The organism is Streptomyces javensis, from assembly GCF_039525925.1.
Classification (GTDB): Bacteria; Actinomycetota; Actinomycetes; order Streptomycetales; family Streptomycetaceae; genus Streptomyces; species Streptomyces asiaticus.
In genome coordinates this window covers 35386-55353 of sequence record NZ_BAAAIF010000022.1, presented here as the reverse complement: position 1 = coordinate 55353, position 19968 = coordinate 35386, and the positions used below count along the sequence as shown (strand labels likewise).

Here is a 19968-nt window from a genome sequence, read left to right as displayed (position 1 = left end):
GACGTCGGTGACGGACCGCCGTACCCGACCGGACCGGGCACGGGATGTCGGGTCCGGCGGGGTGCCGGTTTCCTAACGTGAGCGGCGTCAAGGAAGGAGACCGAGGTGCTGGAGCGGCTCAACGAGGCCCTGGACCACCTCGATTCGCGGCTGGACCAGCGGATCGAGGTGGCCGAGCTGGCGCGGATCGCGATGACGTCGGAGTACCACTTCCGGCGGCTGTTCTCCGCGCTGGCGGGGATCTCGCTGTCGGAGTACGTCCGGCGCAGACGGCTCACCCTCGCGGGGGCCGAGGTGCTCGCCGGGGAGCGGACGCTCCTGGAGATCGCGGTGCGCTACGGCTACGGCTCGGGGGAGGCGTTCGCGCGGGCGTTCCGGGCCATGCACGGTGTGGGCCCGGGTGAGGCCCGGCGGGCGGGTGCCTCGCTGAACTCCCAGCCGCGGATGTCCTTCCGCCTCGTCGTCGAAGGGAGCAGCAGTATGCGGTACCGGGTCGTGGAGAAGGAGCGGTTCCAGGTGGTCGGCAAGAAGGTCCGGGTTCCGCTTGTGCACGAGGGGGTGAATCCGGCGATCGCGGAGTTCATCCGGGGACTCGGCCAGGAGACGGTACGGCGGATCGCCGCCCTGTCCGATCAGGAGCCGGAGGGGATCCTGGGGGTGAGCGACAACCTCGACCCGAGCCGGGCCGAGGGAACCGAACTCGACTACTACCACGGGGTGGTGACCGGGGCCGCCGCCCCGGAGGACCTGGACGCGCTCACCGTCCCGGCGGGGACATGGGCCGTCTTCGAGAACTCCGGGCCGTTCCCGCGGGCGCTCCAGTTCCTGTGGCGGGACGTCTTCACGCAGTGGTTCCCGTCCAACCCGTACCAGAGCAGGCCGGGTCCGGAGATCCTGCGCACCCGGCTGTCGCAGGACGGGGCGCGGGCGGACGCGGAGCTGTGGATCCCCGTGGAGCGGACCGCGGTCTGACGCTCCGCAGCGTGGTCCGGTCCGGCCGCCCGTGCCTCGCCCGGGCGGCCGGACCGGGCGGTTGTCAGATACGCTCCCGCGCGCCGCGGTCCCCTCGGACCAGGCCCGCGAGGAGCGCGAGGAAGGGAATGACGCCGAGGACGACGCTCGCGCCCACACCTACGCCGGTGACGAGGGTGAAGTTGGAGAACACCAGCCACAGCGCGGTCAGCAGTCCGGCCACGGCCAGCACCGGCGCGACCCGGGTCTGCCAGGCCCTGCCCGAGGCGAGCCGGGCGTCGCGCGCGAAGAAGGCGACCACGGCGATGGAGGTGATGAGCATGAGCAGGATCATGCCGACCGTCGCCACCCCCGCCATGGAGCCGAAGACGCCCACCAGCGGATCCAGTCCGGCGACCGCGCAGCAGACGACCAGGACCAGCGCGGTGACGGTCTGGACGACCGAGGAGACGGACGGCGAGTGGTGGCGCGGATGGACGACGCCGAGCCGCGCGGGAAGGAGGTCCTTGCGGGCGAGGGTGAAGGTGTAGCGGGCGATGACGTTGTGGAAGGAGAGCACACAGGCGAAGAGGCTGCTGAGCAGCAGCACCTGCATCACGTCCCGGAGCGCGGTGCCGACGTATGCCTGTGCGGTGTCCATGAGCATGTTGCCCTGCCCGTCCAGGGTCTTCTGGGCCACGGCCGGGGCGTCATCGGTGCCCGCCGCCAGGACCAGCGCCCAGCAGGACAGGGTGTAGAACCCACCGATGATCAGGACGGCGAGGTAGGTGGCCCGGGGGATGGTCCGCTCCGGATCGCGGGCCTCGTCCCGGAAGACGGCGGTGGCCTCGAAACCGATGAATCCGGTGATGGCGAAGAGCACGGCCACGCCCAGCGGTCCGGAGAACGCCGCATGCGGGGTGAACGACTCGGCGTTGACCCCGTGGGCGCCGCCCCGGGCGAAGATCCCGGCGTCCAGGACGAGCACCACCGCGATCTCCAGGACGAGTGCCACACCGAGGACCTTGGAGCTGAGGTCGATATGGCGGTAGCCGAGGAGGGCCACGATGGAGAGCGCCGCGAGCGCCCACACCCACCAGGGCAGGGACGGCCCGCCGAAGGTGTGGAGGACATCGTTCACGGCCCATCCCAGATAGCCGTACACGCCGACCTGGATCGCCGTGTACGCGACGAGAGCGACGGCGGCCGTGCCCACTCCGACCCGGCCCCCCAGGCCACGGGTGGCGTACGCGTAGAAGGCTCCGGCCTGCGGAACGTGGGGCGTCATGGTGACGAAGCCGACCGCGAACACCAGCAGGATCAGGGAGGCGAGGGCGAAGCCGACGGGGGCTCCGGCGCCGGGGCCGCCGGCGATGGCGAGCGGGACGTTGCCGCCGACCACCGTCAGCGGCGCGGCGGCGGCGATCACCATGAAGACGATGGCACCGGTGCCGAGCCGCCCCGAAAGATTCGTCTTGGCCTGTTGCGGGGCGGATGCGTGCACTTCGGGGTCGGTCAGCATGACGGGTCCTTGGTGGCGCGGGCGGACGGGGTGAAGAGGTCTGGCCGGAGGTCGGCCAGATACGGATTGGCCTTGCGCGCTGTCCGGACCGTGTGCGGTTCCACGGTGGCGAAGAGCAGCCGGTTGCCGTGTTCGACGCTGTCCAGCACGGTCGCCGACGGGCTCACGATGGAGCTTCGGCCGACGTAGCGCAGTGAACCCTCGTCGCCGTCATGGTTGACGTAGGCGATGTAGATCTGGTTTTCCCAGGCGCGCACCCTCAGCAGGTGCTCGGCGATGAACTCGTACGGTTGCATCTGGGCGGTCGGGACCGCCACGAGGTCCGCGCCGGCGAGGGCGGCGGCCCGTACGTTCTCGGGGAACTCCACGTCGTAGCAGATCAGCATCGCGATCCGGACGCCCGCGTAGTCGATGACGGGGGCGGTCCGGTCGCCCGGTGTGAAGTACCTGCGGTCGAGGTCGCCGAAGAGATGGGTCTTGCGGTGGCGGCCGAGGATCGCTCCGGCCGGGTCGATGAAGAAGGCACTGTTGTAGTAGGCGCCGTCGTCGTACTCGGGGGCCCCGAGGACGAGTGCGATGCCGTGGGCGGCGGCGATCTCCTGGGCCGGGGAGAGCAGATCGGTGCGGGCCAGGTCCCGAACGGCGTCACCGATGTCGTAGCCGGTGATGAACAGCTCGGTGGTGATCAGGAGTTCGGCGTCCTCGGCACGGGCCCGACGGCACGCCGCGTCCAGTTCGCGGAGGTTGGCGTCGACGTCGCCGGGCGTTCCCGCCGTCTGTAGTCCGGAGATCTTCATCAGTGCCTTCGACAGTGGGCGTCCAGGGGTGAATTCGAGCCATGAAAACATGCTCACTTTGATCACGTAAACCCCCGGAGGTCACGGTTCCGCAAAGCACCGGGCTTCGTCCGAGGACCGTGGGGAGGCCGTGGGGCGGGGGTGCCTACGCTGTGGGAATGGCGACCCAGGAACCGTCCGGCGCACCGAGCGCCCTGACCAGCAGCGCCCTCGCCGCGATCCGCCGCACCAGCGCCGTCGACACCGTACGGGCCCGGATCTCGCTGGCGGTGGACCTGGGCCTGCTGGCGCCCGGCGAGCGGCTGCCCAACGTGCGGGCCACGGCGGCGGCGCTCGGGGTCGGCGAGATCACCGTCCGCCGGGCGCTCGGCACCCTGGAACGCGAGGGCGTCGTCCAGCGGCGCCCGGGGCGTACGGGCGGCACCTTCATCGCGGAGCGGCCCAGCCGCCGCACCGTGGCGCAGGTGGCCGCGTACCGGGAGGACAGCGAACGGGTGCACCGGCTGATCGACGAGCGCATCGTGCTGGAGGCCGGCTTCGCGCAGCTGGCCGCCGAGCGGCTCGGCCGACCGGGGCTCGAGCGGCTGGACGAGTGCGTCCGGGAGATGGACGCGGCCGAGAGCTGGGCCGAGTTCCACGCCAGCGACAAGCGGTTCCACCTGGCCCTCGCCGAGGGCGCCGGGCTGCCCTCAGCGCTGGGGATGTACGAGCGGGTCACCGGGGAGCTGTACGCGTACTTCCTGCCGTATCCGCTGGACTACCTCCGCGGCAGCAACGAGCAGCACAAGGCGATCCGGGCCGCCCTCGCCGCGCGGGACGCCGCCACGGCGGCCGCCCTCCTCCGGGACCACGTGGCCGAGCTGCACCACTCGATGTACGTCGGCCTCGCGGACACCGCCGAGCGGGGCGAGGACGGCTGATCCGGGGCCATCCGCGGCTGTGGCTGACCCCACAGATCGCATGGTGAGACCGGGGTCCAATTCTTGAAACCCGGACCATATCCTGGAGTACATGTCCGCACCCGCCCGTCTGCTCTGTCTCGCGCTGTTCGCGAGCTCGGCGTGGTGCGTCGACGACGGCCTCTGTCGCCGCTGAGCCGGAACCAGCCGGTTTCCCCCGCCGCGCGCCGCCACCTCGGCGCCGCGCCGTCCGGCCGGGCCCTCCCGCCCAGCGTCATCCCTCTCCCCATCTCCGGAGCCCGCACGTGACCACCGCCCCGCCCGCCGAGGCGGCGAAGACCGCCGCACTACTGGCCCCCTCCCCCACCTCCGCGCCACGGCCGGAGGCGCCCGCCGCGCCGCCGGTGCGGCGGGTGCCGCTCGCCGTGTCCGGGCTGCTCGCCGCGGCGCTGACCGCGTACGTATGGTCCGCCCACGGGGCCAAGCCCGGCGTGCTGCTGCTGCTCGGCCTCGCCCTGGGCGTCGCCCTCTTCCACTCCCGCTTCGGCTTCACCTCCGCCTGGCGGCAGCTGGTGGCCGTCGGCAACGGCACCGGGCTGCGCGCCCACGCCCTGCTGCTGGGCACGACGGCCACGCTGTTCGCCCTGCTCATCGGGACGAGGACCGGGCTGTTCGGCTCCGTGCCCGCGCCCTCGGGCGGACCGCTGGGGCTCGGGCTGCTGATCGGCTCGTTCCTCTTCGCCGTCGGCATGCAGCTCGGTGGGGCCTGCGCCTCCGGCACCCTCTTCGCGGTCGGCTCGGGGCAGACGTCGATCGTGCTCACGCTCGGCGGCTTCATCGGCGGCGCCACCCTGGCCGCCTGGCAGTTCGACCTGTGGAAGGACCTGCCCTCGCTGGAGCCGGTCGTCATGGCGGACCACATCGGCTGGTTCGGCTCGTGGGCGGTGACCATCCTCGTGCTCGCCGCCATCGTCCTGGTCAGCCGGCGCGTCCAGGCCCGCCGCAACCCGCCGCCGACCGGTCCGGTGCCCTCCGCGCGCGGTGCCGCCGCCCGTGTGCTGCGCGGCTCCTGGCCGCTGGCGGTCGGCGCGCTGGCGCTGGCCGTGCTGGGCGCCGGTGTGCTGCTCGTCTCCGGTGGCGCGTGGGGCGTCACCAGCGCCTTCAGCCTGTGGGGCGCGGAGCTGGTGCGCGCGCTCGGCGGCCACCCGGAGAGCTGGAGCTGGTGGCAGCAGCCCGGGAACAAGGAGATGCTCGCGGGGCCCGTGCTCGCCGACAAGACCAGCCTCACCGACATCGGCATCATGATCGGCGCGGCGGTCGCCGCGGCGCTCGGCGGCACCTGGACCCTGCACCGCGGGGTGCCGTGGCGTACGGCGACCGCGGCGGTGCTCGGCGGGATGCTGATGGGCATCGGTGCCCGGTTCGCGGGCGGCTGCAACATCGGCGCCTATCTCGCGGGCATCGCCTCCGGCAGCCTGCACGGCTGGGTCTGGGGCGCCTTCGCCCTCCTGGGCACCTGGGCCGGGCTGAAGCTGCGGCCGTTCTTCGGGCTCGGGAACCCGAAGCCGGGCGACGGCGTCTGCTGACGATCGGCGGGGCCGTGGGCGCGGGTCGCTGGTCGCTGGTCGCTGGTCGCTGGAGTCCACGGGCCGTGAGCGGTTCATGTTCGATGATCGTTCATGCTCACGCCATCTGGGTGATCCATCGTCAGGGCGGTGTGCCGGTCCGCCGACCGGCCCCGCAGCCGACGAAGGGTACTCACGATGGTCCCGTCCCATACCGTCTCCGGTTCGGGCGCCGACACCGACCTCGAGGTGGACGGCTCGTACCAGGGCCTGCGCGACGACCTGGTGGACCGGGACAAGGCCAACGGCGACCGGCTCGCCTTCGCCAAGGGCACCGCGGACGGCCAGGTGCCCAAGCAGATCGACGGATTCAACGTCGAGGGCCTGGAGTTCGCGCCCGGCTCCGGCTCCACCGCGTACATCGGCTTCCGGGCGCCGCTGGTGCCGCCCGCCGACGGCGGCAAGGCGCTGCTGGTCCCGGTCACCAACGCCGACAAGCTGGCCCGGTCCGTGGGCGACAGGACACCCACGCGCCCTTCGGCGACCCCGTCACCCTCGACCTCGGGGGCCTGAGCGTCCGCGACATCCGCCGCAACGACAAGGGCCAGTACCTGATCGTGGCCGGTTCCTGGGCGGCCGAGGACAACAGCGCCCCGTACGCGCTCTACTCCTGGGACGGCGTCCCCGGGCACCAGCCGGTCAAGCGGCTCGACCTGCCGACGGCCGACCCGGGCGGCTGGGAGATCGTGGTGGACGTGCCCGACCTCGCGGCGCCCGGCGCCCGCGCCCAGGTCATCACCGACGGCGGCTCGGCCGACCTGTACGGGGACGGCACCGAGGCCAAGGACCTGGAGCACGACGAGTGGAAGAAGTCCCGGTCGGTCGGCTTCCCCCTGAACCCCTGATCCGACCGGGAGCCGCGCCCCGCCCCCTGACGGCCCTTCAGCAGCCGATACGCGTGGTGCCCACGGCCACGTCGTCGTACCAGAGGGTGTCGTCGCCCTCGCCGTAGCTCTCCCAGCCCAGCCGCAGATCGGCCGGGGCGGGCCGCCACCCGCCCCGGTTCAGCCACTGCTGGTCGACGTCCTGGGTCGGGGCGCCGTCGACCACCAGACCGGTGACGAGCCCGCCGTTCACCCAGGTGTCCAGGCGGCCCGCGGTGCGGTCCAGGCGGAACTCCAGACAGGTCCAGGTGTTGACGGGCAGCGGGGTGCTCAGCGCGACACCCGCCGGGCTCTGGGCGGGGAGGGTGGCGTCGTCCGACTCGCGGTTCCACTGGAGCGCCTTGTTCTGGCCGCCCATGCGCAGGTCCTTGCCGTTGTCGTTGGCGTCGCGCAGCGCGCCGAACGTGACGTGCTGGGCGGGCAGCGCGGTGGTGTGGCGGACCCAGAAGCGGGCGTAGAGGTCGCCGCCGGACGGCAGACCGGACAGCGAGGTGCCGGCGAAGGCGTGGTTGCAGTACCCCGCCTTGCCGGTGATCCGCACCGACTTGGTGCCGCCGTGCGCCATCGTGGTGTCCACGGTGGCGGTGCCGGTGCCCGAGCAGTTGGCGACGGCCGTGGTCCAGCGGCCCGCGGGGGTGGTCCCGGTCTGCGACTCGAAGTCCTCACAGAAGCCGTTGGCGGCGCAGGCCGCCGGTTGTGCCGAGGCCCGTGGCGCGGCCGGGGCGGCCATTGCCACCGCCACGGCCACCGCGGCGACGGCCAGGGCGCGGTGTGGTGTGGAGGTCATGGGAGATCCTTCGGCTGGTCGGGAGGATCGGGAGCACCTGGAGTTTGGGAGCGCTCCCACGCGTCTTCCAAACTGTAGCCCGTACATGACAAACCCGGAAGGCCGGACGTCCGCGCGACCGGTACGCGCACCCCCTCACCACGTCGGTCACCAAAAGGTTCCTCAGTCACCGAAAAGTGCGTTCTTCCATGTCAGAGGCCGCTCTCTTACAGTTCCCGAGTAACCACCAGAGAGCACGGCTCCATGACGGAAAGGCAGGCAGCATGGCCATCACCCTGGTAGACCCCAGCGGATTGCCGGAGATCGACGCGTACCGACAGGTGTCGATCGCGACCGGGTCGAGGCTGATCCACATCGCCGGGCAGGTGGCCTGGGACGCCGATGGGGTCACGGTCGGCGAAGGTGATCTCGCCGCTCAGGTCGAGCGGTGCTACCTCAACATCGGCATCGCCCTGGCCGAGGCCGGCGGCTCCTTCGACGATGTGGCGAAGCTGACCGTCTACGTCGTCGACTGGACCCCCGACAAGATGCCCCAGTTCCTGGAGGGGGCCGCCCGGGCGGCCGCGAAGCTGGGGGTCACCCCGGTCCCGCCGGGGACGCTGCTGGGGGTCGCGGCGCTGGACGTACCCGAGCATCTGGTCGAGATCGAGGCCACCGCGGTCCTCGACTGAGCGCGGCCGCGCGGTGGCCCCCACCTCTCATGGGGCCACCGCGCGGCCCGGGAGGGTGCTCCGCTCGCTCAGGCGTCGAAGCGGCGGCGGGATTCCTCGATATGACCGAGGTACGCATGCGTCCAGTCACACATTCCATCGACCGTCGCGCGCAGGCCCCGGCCCGCTTCCGTGAGGGTGTATTCGACCCGTGGCGGCACGGTGGGGTGCACCTTCCGCTCGACCAGGCCGTTGCGCTCCAGCATGCGCAGGTTCTGGGTGAGCATCTTGTGGCTGATGCCCTCGACCTCGTTCCGCAACTCACTGAAGCGCAGGGTGCGTTCACCGAGGAACTCGATGATCAGGAACGCCCACTTGTTGGCGACGTCCGCGAAGATCTCCCGCGCCAATGAGTCCGCGCGCATCAGATCGGCGTCCTCGGGCGAGCCCGTGTACTGCTTGGTCCCCATGGACTCACTCTCCTACAGTTCCCGAGTCACCACAAGAGAGCACGGACGCGGGGAGCCGACTCGGGTCACGCGAGCCGGTCGGTCAGGAACGTCAGCAGTACATCGGCCACCTCGTCCGGCACCTCCTCGGCGAGGTCGTGTCCGGCCTCGAAGACATGGCCGGTGACCTCATGGGCGAGGAGCCGCATCTGGGCCTCGTTCCGGTCGCCGATGAACGCGTCGCCGCCGAGCGCCAGCACCGGGATGTCCAGCCTCGTCCGGGCCGCCTCCCGGTTCTGTTCGGCGTCGACGAGCATCGCCCGATAGATCGCCAGCATCGAGCGGATACCGCCGGGCATGGAGTAGCAGCGCACATACTCCTCGATCGCGTCCGCGGTGGCGGTGTCGGGGTAGCTGCGCTCGTCCTTGAGCATGTACGTGAGGAGCTCGCGCTCATGCCCGGCGATCAGCATCTCCGGCACGTCCGGCTGGAAGTAGAAGCCCAGATGCCACAGGAACATCCCGCCCGAGACGTTCTCGTGGGTCAGGGCGGTGTGGTCCTCGAAGCCGAACCCGGGCAGCAGCGCCTCGGCGAACACCAGTGCCTCGACGTGATCGCGGTGCCGGGCGGCGAGCTGATAGCCGACCACCGCTCCCCAGTCCTCGCCCATCACGGTGTAGGTGTCATGCCCGAGGTGGGCCATCAGCGCGGCGATGTCATCGCTCATCGTGGCGCAGTCGAAGCCGTCCGCGGGGTGGGCGGAGTCGCCCAGACCACGGAGGTCCGGTACGACGACGGTGTGCCGCGCCGTCAGCTTCGGGACCAGGTGCCGCCAGTGATAGCCGGTCTTGGGCACGCCGTGCAGCAGTACCAGCACCGGGCCGGAGCCGGCCGTTCGGTAGTGCAGCTTCGTCCCGTTGACGGCGGCGCGGCCGGTGCGGACAGGTACTCCACGATGGTCGGAAATCATTGCTTCTCCATGTTCGATCTCGAGGTTTCGGGACTGAGTAGTCTCGAATGAGCGCAGGCAAGAGCCACCGGCGAACACAGGTGTCCTCCGCGCGCGCGGCCGCGGATCGCCGGGGTCAGTCGGTGCCGGCGGCCGCCGGTGGGGTCAGCATCGCCATGACGGCGTCAATGGACGAGGCGATGCGGTCGCGCTGATCCGCGCCCGCGCACGAGAGCACCTTCAGGCCGCTGTTGAGCGAGGCCAGCATGGTGGCCGCGGACCTCGGATCGACGCCGGGGGCCAGCTCACCCTCCGCGTGGGCCCTCAGCAGCGCGCCGTAGAGCGCGGTCTCGAGGCGGCTTCGGTTGCCCTCGAGGCGCCGCGCGATCTCGGGGTCGGAATCGCCGTGCTCCACCGTGGCGTTGACCGCGAAGCAGCCCTGGGGCGTGTCCGGTTTCGGGGCCGCGGCGCTGGTCTCCAGGAGATCCCGGACGGCGTCCAGGGCCGAGGCGCGCGACGCCAGGATGTCGGCCGGGCTCGGCCCCGCGCCACCGGAGAGGAAGCGGTCGAGCGCGGCCAGGTACAGTCCGCGCTTGGACCCGAAGGTCCCGTACAGACTTGCCCGCGCGATGCCCAGCTCGTCCACCAGGTCGCTGGTGGACGTCCCCTCGTAGCCATTGCGCCAGAACAGCCGCATGGCGGCGTCCAGCGCGACCTCCGGATCGAATTCCTTCCTCCGTGCCATACCGGCACGCTAACCCTTTTGAGATCGATCAGTCAATTACAGTCGACCGGTCGGTTACGCAGGGGGCGCTGCCCGGGGGCAGCGCCTCCGTCACCGCCTCGCCCGGCGGGCGCTCCTCTGCCGGACCCGCGGGCGCATCGCCTTGCGGGCGTCGATGGCCACGACCTCGAAGTTGTCCACGGTGCGGTTCACCCGGCCGAAGAGGTTGTCCGGACCCGCGATGCAGACCTTGGTGATGCCGTGCTCCCGCATCGTGTCCACCATGTCCGGCCAGCGGATCGGGCGGTTGAAGGTGTCGAGCAGCATGGTGCGCACACCGTCCGCGTCGGTCAGCAGCTCACCGTTCTGGTCGGCGACGACCGGCAGCTTGGGGTCGGCCACCTCGAAGCCGCCGAGGACCTCCTCCTCCGCCTTGCGGCGCAGGGCGCCGAAGGCCGGGGCGTGCACGGGCGGCCACATCGTGTACATGTTGTACCCGCCGAGCTCGCCGATCCGCTTCTTGAACCGGTCGAGCACGGGCTCGCGCAGGGACACGAGGTAGAAGCCCTGGTCGATATAGCCGGAGACGTCGTGCCACTCCCCCTCGGCGTCCAGTTCGGCCAGTGCCTCCTGGAGCCGCTCCTCGGGAGTGTGGATCACGCAGTGGGTGACCGCCTCACGGTGCTCCTGCCGGAAGTACTCCTCCTCGCAGCGCGCCAGTTCGGCGGTGAGCCGCACGGTCTCCTCGAACGGCAGGGCCCCCGCGTAGGTCACCGCGGCCCGCTGGCCGAAGCTCGGTCCGGCGCACAGCTCGGGACGCTCCCCCAGCGTCTCCTCCGCCCAGTCGGCGAGGGAGAGACAGACCGTCAGGAAGGCGATCTGGGTGTGCTCGGCGTACTGCGCCTCCTCATCGGCGTCCGACTGGCGGTACCGGTCGAACACGGAGTACCCCACCACCTCGTCGGCGATCGCCAGCCGGCGCCGGGCGTGGGGGTTGGTCAGCAGGAACTCGCCGACGTCGGTGAAGCGGAACGGTCCCATTCCGGGGAAGACCATCGCCGTACGGCTGGTCTCCGGATCGGTGGTCCCGGGCTCGGTGGTCCCGGGCTCGGTGGTCTGTGTTTCGGTGACCTGTGTTTCGTTGATCTGTGGGTCCGTCATGCCTTCGCTCCCGGAACCAGGTCGAGAGCCAGCTGCTCGAGCTGCTTCTTGTCGGGCTTGCCGTTGCGGTTCAGGGGGAATCGCTCCAGGACGTGAATGCGGTTGGGGTGCTCGAAGTCGGGCAGCAGGGCGGTGATCGGCTCCCGCCAGTGCCGCGGCTCCCGCTGCTGCTCGTCCTCGACGAAGAAGCAGAGCTGGCAACCGCGCTGTTCGTCGGGGACGGGGACGACCTTGACGAGACAGCCGCCCGCGGCCAGCTTGTGCTCGATGATCTCGGGGTAGAGCGTGTGGCCGTTGCGGTGCACCGCGGCCTTCCGGCCGAGCACGAAGAGGTTGTCCCCGCCGTCCAGATAGCCGAAGTCGCCGGTGGGGTACCAGTCGGTCTTGGCCGGGTCGACGGGGGCGACCGTGCCGTCCTCCGCCAGGTAGCCCTCCATCAGGTCCGGCGAGTGGACCTGGATCTCCCCGACCTCGCCGGAGGTGAGCACGGCGCCCTCGTCGTCGACGATCCGCAGCTTCAGGCCCTCGACGGCCCGCCCGCAGGCCACCACGTTGTCCTCGGTCGCGAAGGCCACGTTCCCGGCCTCGGTGCTGCCGTAGCTGTCCAGCAGGGGCAGTCCGAACCGCTGGACGTAGTCGCCGACCAAACCGGGGTCGAGCGGGGCCGCCCCGCTACAGAACATCCGGACACCGGAGAGCTCGTCCGCCAGGGCGGGCTTGCGGCCGATCATGTTGAGCATGCTGCGGTAGCTGGCCGGGGTGGCGTCGACCACCGTGGCCCCGCAGGTGCCCGCCATGGTCATCGCCCGGTCCAGCCGCCGGTAGGGCGCGATGACCAGCGAGCACTTGACCAGCCAGGCGATGAGCACCATGGACAGCCCGTACTGGTGGGAGAAGGGCAGCAGCGGCAGCAGGACGTCATCGGGGCGGTGGCCCACCTGCTGGGCGTTGCGCTCCAGGTTCTTCAGGAACTTGGCCCCGGTCTTGACGACGCCCTTGGGCTCCCCGGTGGACCCGGAGGACCACATGATCAGGCCGTCCGGCAGCTCGCACCAGGTGTCGAGGTTCAGCCGCCGCTCGGCGGGGGTCTGCTCCATGGACGCCACGAGCAGCTCGTAGATGGTGACCCGGGCCGGGCCGCTGTCGGGCATCGGGGTGTCGTCGTCGACCACGCAGATCTTGACCCCGGCCCGGTCGCAGATGCGCTGGGTGGCCTCCGCCCGCTCCTGGTGGTCGACCATGACGATCGACGCGCCGGTGTGCATCAGGGCGAGGAGGGCCCCGACGAAGCCGGCGGAGTTGCCCGCCTTCAGCATGACCCGGGTGCCGTCGCTGACTCCGCGCTCGCGGAGCGCTTCGGCGATGGCCAGGGCCCTCTGTTCGAACTCGGGAAGCGAATGCACCGCTTCCGTCGCAAAGACCTTTGCGGTCATCGGGTTTCACTGAGCCTTTCTTCTTCTTGAAGTCTCTTGGGGTGAGAGCCACCCGCGACGCCGACGCTCTGCGAGACGTGGGCCCGGACCGCGAGTCCCCCCGGAGGTCTCCGGGGGGACTCGCGGGGCGTCAGGAGTCGAGATCCCCGAGCATCATGTCGATCAGGTCGTCGTCGTCCATCGCGTCGATGGAGTCCGTGTCCTTCTCCTCGGTGTCCTTCTCGGCCTGCTCCTTGCCGCTCGCCAGCTCGGTGAGCGTGTCGAGCAGACCGGCGCGGCGCAGCCGCTCCAGCGGAATCGACGTCAGAAGGGCACGGATCCTGGCCTCTTCCGGATCGACGTCCGGCCCGGCCGGGCTGTCCGTCGCCACCCGGCCGCGCAGATACTCGGCGAGCGCCGCGGGCGTGGGGTTGTCGAAGATCAGCGTGGAGGGGAGGCGGAGTCCGGTGGCCGAGTTCAGGCGGTTGCGGAACTCCACGCCCGCCAGTGAGTCGAAGCCGAGGTTCTGGAAGGAGCGGTCGGGCTCGATGGACTGGGCGCCGCTGTGCCCCAGCACCATCGCCGCGCTGCCGCGCACCAGGTCGAGCAGTGCCCGGTCGAGCTCGGCTCCGGACAGACCGGCCAGCTGCACCTTGGCCGATTCGGGAGCGGCCGACTTCCCGTCGGCCGCCGCCTTGCTCCGCACCCGGACCACACCGCGCAGCAGGGTGGGGATGTCGGTCTGGCCGCTGAGCGCGGAGGTCTCCAGCCGCATCGGAACGAGCAGGGCGTCCTCGCTCGTACCGCCGGCGTCCAGCAGCCGCAGACCGCCCGCCATGGACAGGGCCGCCATGCCCTCGCGCGCCATGCGCACCATGTCCGCCTGGCTGAGGGTGCCGGTCATGCCGCCGGCCTGCTCCCACGGACCCCAGGCCAGCGATACCGCCGGGAGGCCGAGGCCGCGCCGGTGTGCGGCGAGCGCGTCCAGGAACGAGTTGGCGGCGGCGTAGTTGCCCTGACCCGGGCTGCCGAACACACCGGCGACGGAGGAGAACATCACGAACTCCGCCAGGTCCATGTCCCGCGTCAGCTCGTGCAGGTTCCACGCCGCGTCGACCTTCGGCTCGAAGACCGCGTCGATCCGCTTCGGCGAGAGGGTGTCGATGACACCGTCGTCGAGTACGCCCGCCGCGTGCACGACCGCGGTCAGCGGGTGGTCGGCGGGGATGCCGGACAGCACGCGCTCAAGCGAGGCGCGGTCGGCCACGTCGCAGGCCGCCAGCGTCACCGACGCGCCCGCCTCGGCCAGTTCGGCCTTCAGTTCGGCGGCGCCCTCCGCGTCCGGCCCGCGCCGGGAGACCAGCACCAGGTTGCGCACTCCGCGCTCGGCCACCAGGTGGCGTGCCACCTCGCGGCCCAGGCCGCCGGTGCCACCGGTCACCAGCACCGAACCCTCGGGGTCCAGGGCGTGGGACATGGTGAACACGTTCTTGCCGATGTGCCGGGCCTGGCTGATGTACCGCACCGCGTCCGGGGCGCGGCGCACGTCCCACGCCGTCACCGGGAGGGGGTGCAGCGCGCCGCTGTCGAAGAGTTCGACCAGCTCGACGAGCATCCGCTGGACCCAGTCGTAGTCGGCCACGACCAGGTCGTACGCGGTGTACTTCACCCCGGGGTGGTCCTGGGCGACGACCTCGGGGTCGCGCACATCGATCTTGCCCATCTCCAGGAACCGCCCGCCCCTGGGCATCAGCCGCAGGGAGGCGTCGACGAACTCGCGGGCGAGCGAGTCCAGCACCATGTCCATGCCCCGGCCCTCGGTGGCCTCCATGAAGCGCCGCTCGAAGTCCAGGTCACGGGAGGAGGAGATGTGCTTCTCGTCGAATCCCATCGACCGCAGGGTGTCCCACTTGCCGGGGCTGGCCGTGGCGTACACCTCGGCGCCGAGGTGGCGTGCGAGCTGCACGGCCGCCATGCCCACGCCGCCGGTGGCGGTGTGCACCAGGATGGACTCGCCCGCCTGGAGCTTGCCGAGTTCCACCAGGCCGATGTAGGCGGTCAGGAAGACCACCGGCACCGAGGCGCCCTGCGCGAACGTCCAGCCGCGCGGCATGCGGACGATCTGCCGCCGGTCGGCGACCGCGATGGGCCCGAACGAGGCGTTGATCATGCCCATGACCCGGTCTCCGGGGGCCAGGTCGGTCACGCCCGGGCCGACCTCCAGGACCACACCGGCGCCCTCGCCGCCCATGGTGGCGTGGTCGTCGGGGTACATGCCGATGGCGATCAGCGCGTCACGGAAGTTCAGACCGGCGGCGCGCACCGCGATCCGCACGTACCCGGGGGCCAGCGGCGCCTCGGCGGCCGGGTCGGGCAGCAGCGAGAGGTTGTCCAGGGTGCCGCCGCCGGTGGTGCCGAGCTTCCACGCCGCGCCGTCGGCGGGGGCCTCGAGCACCCGCCCGGCCGCGTTCCTGGCGAGCCGGGGAATCAGCGCCTGGCCCGCGCGGAGCGCCACCTCGCGCTCGCCCGCCGCGATCGCGGCCGTCACCGCACCGGCGGCCGCGGTGACCGATTCGGCGTGGCGGTCGATGTCCACCAGCTGGATCCGGCCCGGGTTCTCCGTGGCGGCCGAGCGCAGCAGTCCCCAGACGGCGGCGTTGGACAGTCCGGCGACGCCCTCGCCCGGGCCCGTCGCGACCGCGTCGCTGGTGACGACCACCAGCCGGGACCCGTCGAACCGGTCCTCCGCGAGCCAGGACTGCACCAGGGCCAGCGCCCGGTGGGTCGCCTTGCGGGCGGCCTCGGCGAGATTCTCGACCTCCGGTGCGGTGCCGCACCAGGCCCAGACCACGTCCGGCACCGCGGCGCCCTCGTCGACGGCGGCGACGAGCGCGTCCACCCCGGTGTACTCGGTGTGTCCGACGGCGGAGGCGGTGAGCAGCTCGGTCACCCGCGCCCGGTCGGCGCCGATCACCGCCGTGGACACGCCGTCCACGGTGTGGTTGCCACCGCGCGCGGCGCCGAACACATCCCAGTTGGCCCGGAACAGCGTGCCGTCGCCACCGTTGCCGCGCGGCCCCGAAGCGAACCGCTCGGCCGCCACCTCGCGCACCACCAGCGACTCCACCGAGGCGACGGGAGCGCCCGTGGCGTCGGTCACCAGCAGCGCGACCGTGTCCTTGCCCTGCGGGCGCAGCCGCACCCGCACCCGTCCGGCGCCCACCGCGTGCAGGGTCACCCCGGTGAAGGAGAACGGCAGCGTCACGCGGCCGCTCTCGCCGCCGAAGTCGCCCATCTCCATGGCGTGCAGAGCGGCGTCGAGCAGGGCGGGGTGCAGACCGAACCGTCCGGCCTCCTGGGCGGCCGAGTCCGGCAGCGCCACCTCGGCGTAGACATCGCCGTCCAGCCGCCAGACCGACTCCAGCCCCTGGAAGACCGGCCCGTATCCGTAACCGACCTGGGCCAGGCCCTCGTAGAAGCCCTCCATCGGCACCGGCTCGGCGCCCGGGACGGGCCACTGGAGCAGGCTGTCGGTGACCGCGGCGCCACTGTCGGCCTCGAGGACGCCCTGGGCGTGCCGCACCCACTCCTCCCCCGGCTCGTCGCTGTCGGAGCGCGAGTACACGCCGAGGGGCCGTACGCCGGACTCATCGGTGGGGCCGACCACGAGCTGGACGCGGACACCGCCCTGCTCCGGCAGGAGGAGCGGGGTCTCGAGGGTGAGTTCGCCGAGCCGTCCGGCCCCGGTCTCGGTGCCCGCGAGCAGGCCCAGCTCCACGAATCCGGTGCCGGGGAAGAGCACTCCGCCGGCCACCGCGTGGTCGGCGAGCCACGGGTGGGTCTGGAGCGACAGGCGCCCGGTCAGCACCGTACGGTCGCCCTCGGCCAGTTCGGTGAGGCCGCCGAGCAGCGGGTGGTCCACCCTGCCGAGGCCGACGCTCCGGGCGTCGCCGGTCACGGCGGCGCCCGACTCGAGCCAGTACCGCTTGTGCTGGAAGGCGTAGGTCGGCAGGGCGACGCGGCGTGCGCCGCGCCCGGAGTACACCGCGTCCCAGTCCACGCCGACGCCGTTCGCGTACAGGGTGGCGACCGCTTCCGCCAGCGTCTGGGCCTCGGCGCGCCCGGCGCGGGCCAGGGGCACGAAGGCCGCGTCGGCGCCGACGGCGTCGAGGCAGTCCTGGCCCATCGCGGTCAGCACGGCGTCGGGGCCGAGCTCCACGCAGGTCGTCACGCCCTGTTCGGCGAGCTGCCGCATGCCGTCGTCGAAGCGGACCGCCTCGCGGACGTGGCGGACCCAGTACTCGGAGGTGGCCAGTTCGGCGCCCGCGACCCCGCCGCTGACGTTGGAGATGACCGGGATCGAGGGGGCCGAGTACTCGAGGCAGGCGGCGATCTGGCCGAACTCCTCCAGCATGGCGTCCATCCGGGGGGAGTGGAACGCGTGGCTCACCCGCAGCCGCTTGGTCTTGCGGCCCTGGGCCTCCCAGTGGCCGGCGAGTTCGAGCACCGCGTCCTCGTCGCCGGAGAGCACCACCGAGGTGGGGCCGTTGAGCGCCGCGAGCGACACCTTGTCCTCGCGGCCCTCCAGGCTTTTCGCCACCTCCTGCTCCGACGCCTGGACGGCCACCATGGCACCGCCCTCGGGCAGTTCCTGCATCAGCCGTCCGCGGGCGGCCACCAGGGCACAGGCGTCCTCCAGGGACAGCACCCCGGCGACGTGGGCCGCGGCGATCTCGCCCACCGAGTGCCCCATCAGGAAGTCGGGACGCACGCCCCAGGACTCCAGCAGGCGGAACAGGGCCACCTCGAAGGCGAACAGCCCGGCCTGGGTGAACATCGTCTGGTTGAGCTCGTCACCGGTGGCGGCCGCGTCGTCGTCCTCGGGGCCGAAGACCACGTCGAGCACGGAGGTGCCGAGGCGCACCTCGAGGTAGTCGCACGCCTCGTCGAAGACATCGGCGAAGACCGGGTAGGTCTCGTAGAGCTCCCGGCCCATGCCCAGCCGCTGGGCGCCCTGGCCGGTGAACAGGAACGCCACCCGCTGCGCCATGGACCTGCCCAGCACCAGGCCCGGCGAGTCGGTCTCCTCGGCGAGCGCCGCGAGGCCGCGCAGCAGCCCCTCGCGGTCGGAGGCGACCACCACACCACGGTGCTCGAGCGCGGCACGCGTCATGGCGGACGACCATCCGACGTCGACCGGCCGTGCGTCGGGGTTGCGCACCACATGCTCGCGCAGCCGCGCGGCCTGCGCCCGCAGCGCCTCCTCGCTCCTGGCCGACACCAGCCACGACACGGGCTGGGCGGCCGTGTCCGCGTCGGCGTCGTCGTCCGTGGCGGAGGCGGGCTCCAGTGGCGGGGCCTGCTCGATGATGGCGTGCGCGTTGGTGCCGCTCATGCCGAACGAGGAGACACCGGCACGGCGCGGCCGCCCGGTCTCCGGCCAGGCGCGCTGCTCGGCGAGCAGCGCCACGCCGCCCGAGGACCAGTCCACGTGCGGGGTCGGCACCTCGACGTGCAGCGTCTTGGGCAGAACGCCGTGGCGCATGGCCATCACCATCTTGATGACGGCACCCGCACCGGCCGCCGCCTGGGTGTGGCCGATGTTCGACTTGAGGGAGCCCAGCCACACCGGATCCCCCTCCGGGCGGCTCTCGCCGTAGGTGGCGATCAGCGCCTGCGCCTCGATGGGGTCGCCGAGCGAGGTTCCGGTGCCGTGCGCCTCGATGACGTCGATCTGGTCCGCGGTCAGTTCGGCGTTGGCCAGCGCCTGTCGGATGACCCGCTGCTGGGAACGGCCGTTGGGAGCCGTCAGACCGTTGCTCGCGCCGTCCTGGTTGACGGCGGAGCCGCGCACGATCGCCAGCACCTCGTGGCCGTTGCGCCGGGCGTCGGAGAGCCGCTCCACCAGGAGGACGCCGACGCCCTCGGCCCATGACGTGCCGTCGGCCTCGGCGCCGAACGCCTTGCAGCGCCCGTTGGAGGAGAGTCCGCGCTGGCGGCTGAAGAGGATGAAGTCACCCGGGGTCGGCATCGTGGCGACACCGGTGGCGAGCGCCAGGTCGCACTCCCCCTGGCGCAGCGAGTGCGCCGCCTGGTGCAGGGAGACCAGCGACGAGGAGCACGCGGTGTCCACGGTCCAGGCCGGGCCCTCGAAGCCGAAGGTGTAGGCGATGCGCCCGGAGGCGACGCTGCCCGCGATACCGGTCAGCGCGTAGCCCTCGAGGCCGCTCTTGGTGCTCTGGAGGTGGGGACCGTAGTCGTGGTGCTCCGCGCCGGTGAAGACGGCGGTCCTGCTCCCCCGCAGCTTGGTCACGTCGATACCGGCCCGCTCGAAGACCTCCCAGCTGGTCTCCAGCAGCAGTCGCTGCTGCGGGTCCATGGCGAGCGCCTCGCGCGGCGATATGCCGAAGAACTCCGCGTCGAACTCGGGGGCGTCGTGGATGAAGCCGCCCTCGGTCGCGTAGCTGGTGCCGGGCTGGTCCGGGTCCGGGCTGTAGAGCGCCTCCAGGTCCCAGCCCCGGTCGGTGGGGAACGGGGTGATGGCGTCCACGCCCTCGGAGACGACCTTCCACAGGTCCTCGGGGCTGTTGACGCCGCCGGGGAAGCGGCAGCTCATCCCGACGATCGCGATGGGGTCGTCGGAGCCCACGACGGCACGCGCGGGGGCGGTGTCGTCCGTGGCCACCGGGAAGATCTGCCGGTGGAGGTGGTCCACCAGCTCGCTGGGCGTCGGGTAGTCGTAGGCGAGCGACACCTCGAGCGTGAGCCCGGTGGCCGCCACCAGTCCGCGGTGCAGATTGACCGCCGCGAGCGAGTCAAGACCCAGGTCGAGGAAGGAGCTCTCGGCGTCGAGGGTGCGCGGTGACTCGGACCGCAGCGCCGCGGCGACGTGTGCGCGTACCAGGTCGAACAGGACCCTGCGCTGTTCGAGGTCCGGCAGTTCCCTGAAATCCGGACCGAGGGAGGGCAGTTCGCCCGGACCCTCGTCACGGTCCGGTCCAGACTGCGCGATCGACTCACCCGAGTCGCTGGACCCGTTCAACATGGTGCTCACCTAACTCCTGCCTTGTGGAAAGACCGTGCGTCAAAGCTGTGGGTGCCGCGCCGGTCGCGGCTTCGGCGTGGGCGCCCGCCCGCGGTCATCGGTGCGGGCGGGC

13 protein-coding genes and 1 pseudogene are annotated in these 19968 nt (G+C 71.7%); 5 read left to right on the top strand and 9 right to left on the bottom strand.

Annotation, left to right across the window (positions count from 1 at the left end):
- The first annotated feature begins 105 nt into the window (after positions 1 to 105).
- Positions 106 to 972: an AraC family transcriptional regulator gene (locus ABD329_RS21005; RefSeq protein WP_198278884.1), complete on the top strand. Its 867-nt coding sequence runs from the start codon at positions 106 to 108 to the stop codon at positions 970 to 972.
- A gap of 64 nt (positions 973 to 1036) precedes the next feature.
- Here the strand turns inward: ABD329_RS21005 and ABD329_RS21000 are convergent, their stop codons facing one another.
- Both ABD329_RS21000 and ABD329_RS20995 read right to left on the bottom strand, forming a co-directional pair.
- A complete protein-coding gene (locus ABD329_RS21000) occupies positions 1037 to 2473 on the bottom strand; it encodes an APC family permease (protein WP_198278885.1) in 1437 nt (478 codons plus the stop codon).
- Positions 2467 to 3270: a carbon-nitrogen hydrolase family protein gene (locus tag ABD329_RS20995; RefSeq protein ID WP_198278886.1), complete on the bottom strand. Its 804-nt coding sequence runs from the start codon at positions 3268 to 3270 to the stop codon at positions 2467 to 2469. Before ABD329_RS20995 ends, ABD329_RS21000 begins: the two co-directional genes overlap by 7 nt.
- A gap of 158 nt (positions 3271 to 3428) precedes the next feature.
- On the opposite strand from ABD329_RS20995, the gene ABD329_RS20990 reads away from it, so the two are divergent.
- From ABD329_RS20990 to ABD329_RS20980, 3 genes and pseudogenes are all read left to right on the top strand, one after another.
- Positions 3429 to 4190 (top strand): FadR/GntR family transcriptional regulator, encoded by a 762-nt coding sequence (locus ABD329_RS20990; RefSeq protein ID WP_198278887.1) that lies wholly within the window; start codon positions 3429 to 3431, stop codon positions 4188 to 4190.
- 284 nt (positions 4191 to 4474) lie between these two features.
- Complete coding sequence (locus ABD329_RS20985; RefSeq protein ID WP_344316745.1) at positions 4475 to 5755, top strand: YeeE/YedE family protein; 1281 nt, start codon at positions 4475 to 4477, stop codon at positions 5753 to 5755.
- A 192-nt stretch (positions 5756 to 5947) separates the two neighbouring features.
- Positions 5948 to 6639 (top strand): annotated as a pseudogene (locus ABD329_RS20980) (hypothetical protein); the annotation flags it as partial.
- Positions 6640 to 6676: 37 nt separating this feature from the next.
- Here ABD329_RS20980 and ABD329_RS20975 read toward each other — a convergent pair.
- The gene (locus ABD329_RS20975) at positions 6677 to 7465 is read right to left on the bottom strand and encodes a hydrolase (protein WP_198274807.1); all 789 of its coding nucleotides are present in this window, start codon (positions 7463 to 7465) and stop codon (positions 6677 to 6679) included.
- Between the two features lie 263 nt (positions 7466 to 7728).
- Here ABD329_RS20975 and ABD329_RS20970 point away from each other — a divergent pair, with 263 nt between their 5' ends.
- Complete coding sequence (locus tag ABD329_RS20970) at positions 7729 to 8136, top strand: RidA family protein (RefSeq protein ID WP_198274808.1); 408 nt, start codon at positions 7729 to 7731, stop codon at positions 8134 to 8136.
- Positions 8137 to 8204: 68 nt separating this feature from the next.
- Here the strand turns inward: ABD329_RS20970 and ABD329_RS20965 are convergent, their stop codons facing one another.
- The 6 genes from ABD329_RS20965 to ABD329_RS20940 form a co-directional block, all read right to left on the bottom strand.
- On the bottom strand, positions 8205 to 8585 hold the full coding sequence (locus ABD329_RS20965; RefSeq protein WP_198274809.1) for a winged helix-turn-helix transcriptional regulator: 381 nt from the start codon (positions 8583 to 8585) through the stop codon (positions 8205 to 8207).
- 65 nt (positions 8586 to 8650) lie between these two features.
- On the bottom strand, positions 8651 to 9535 hold the full coding sequence (locus ABD329_RS20960; RefSeq protein WP_198274810.1) for an alpha/beta fold hydrolase: 885 nt from the start codon (positions 9533 to 9535) through the stop codon (positions 8651 to 8653).
- A gap of 115 nt (positions 9536 to 9650) precedes the next feature.
- On the bottom strand, positions 9651 to 10259 hold the full coding sequence (locus ABD329_RS20955; RefSeq protein WP_198274811.1) for a TetR/AcrR family transcriptional regulator: 609 nt from the start codon (positions 10257 to 10259) through the stop codon (positions 9651 to 9653).
- 90 nt (positions 10260 to 10349) lie between these two features.
- Positions 10350 to 11399, bottom strand: a complete 1050-nt coding sequence (locus tag ABD329_RS20950; RefSeq protein ID WP_246618082.1) for an ACP S-malonyltransferase — start codon at positions 11397 to 11399, stop codon at positions 10350 to 10352.
- Positions 11396 to 12832 carry a class I adenylate-forming enzyme family protein gene (locus ABD329_RS20945; protein ID WP_198274812.1) on the bottom strand — a complete coding sequence of 479 codons (1437 nt, stop codon included), beginning with the start codon at positions 12830 to 12832 and terminating at the stop codon, positions 11396 to 11398. Before ABD329_RS20945 ends, ABD329_RS20950 begins: the two co-directional genes overlap by 4 nt.
- Before the next feature lie 130 nt (positions 12833 to 12962).
- Positions 12963 to 19865: an SDR family NAD(P)-dependent oxidoreductase gene (locus ABD329_RS20940; RefSeq protein ID WP_425574361.1), complete on the bottom strand. Its 6903-nt coding sequence runs from the start codon at positions 19863 to 19865 to the stop codon at positions 12963 to 12965.
- Positions 19866 to 19968: the final 103 nt, after the last annotated feature.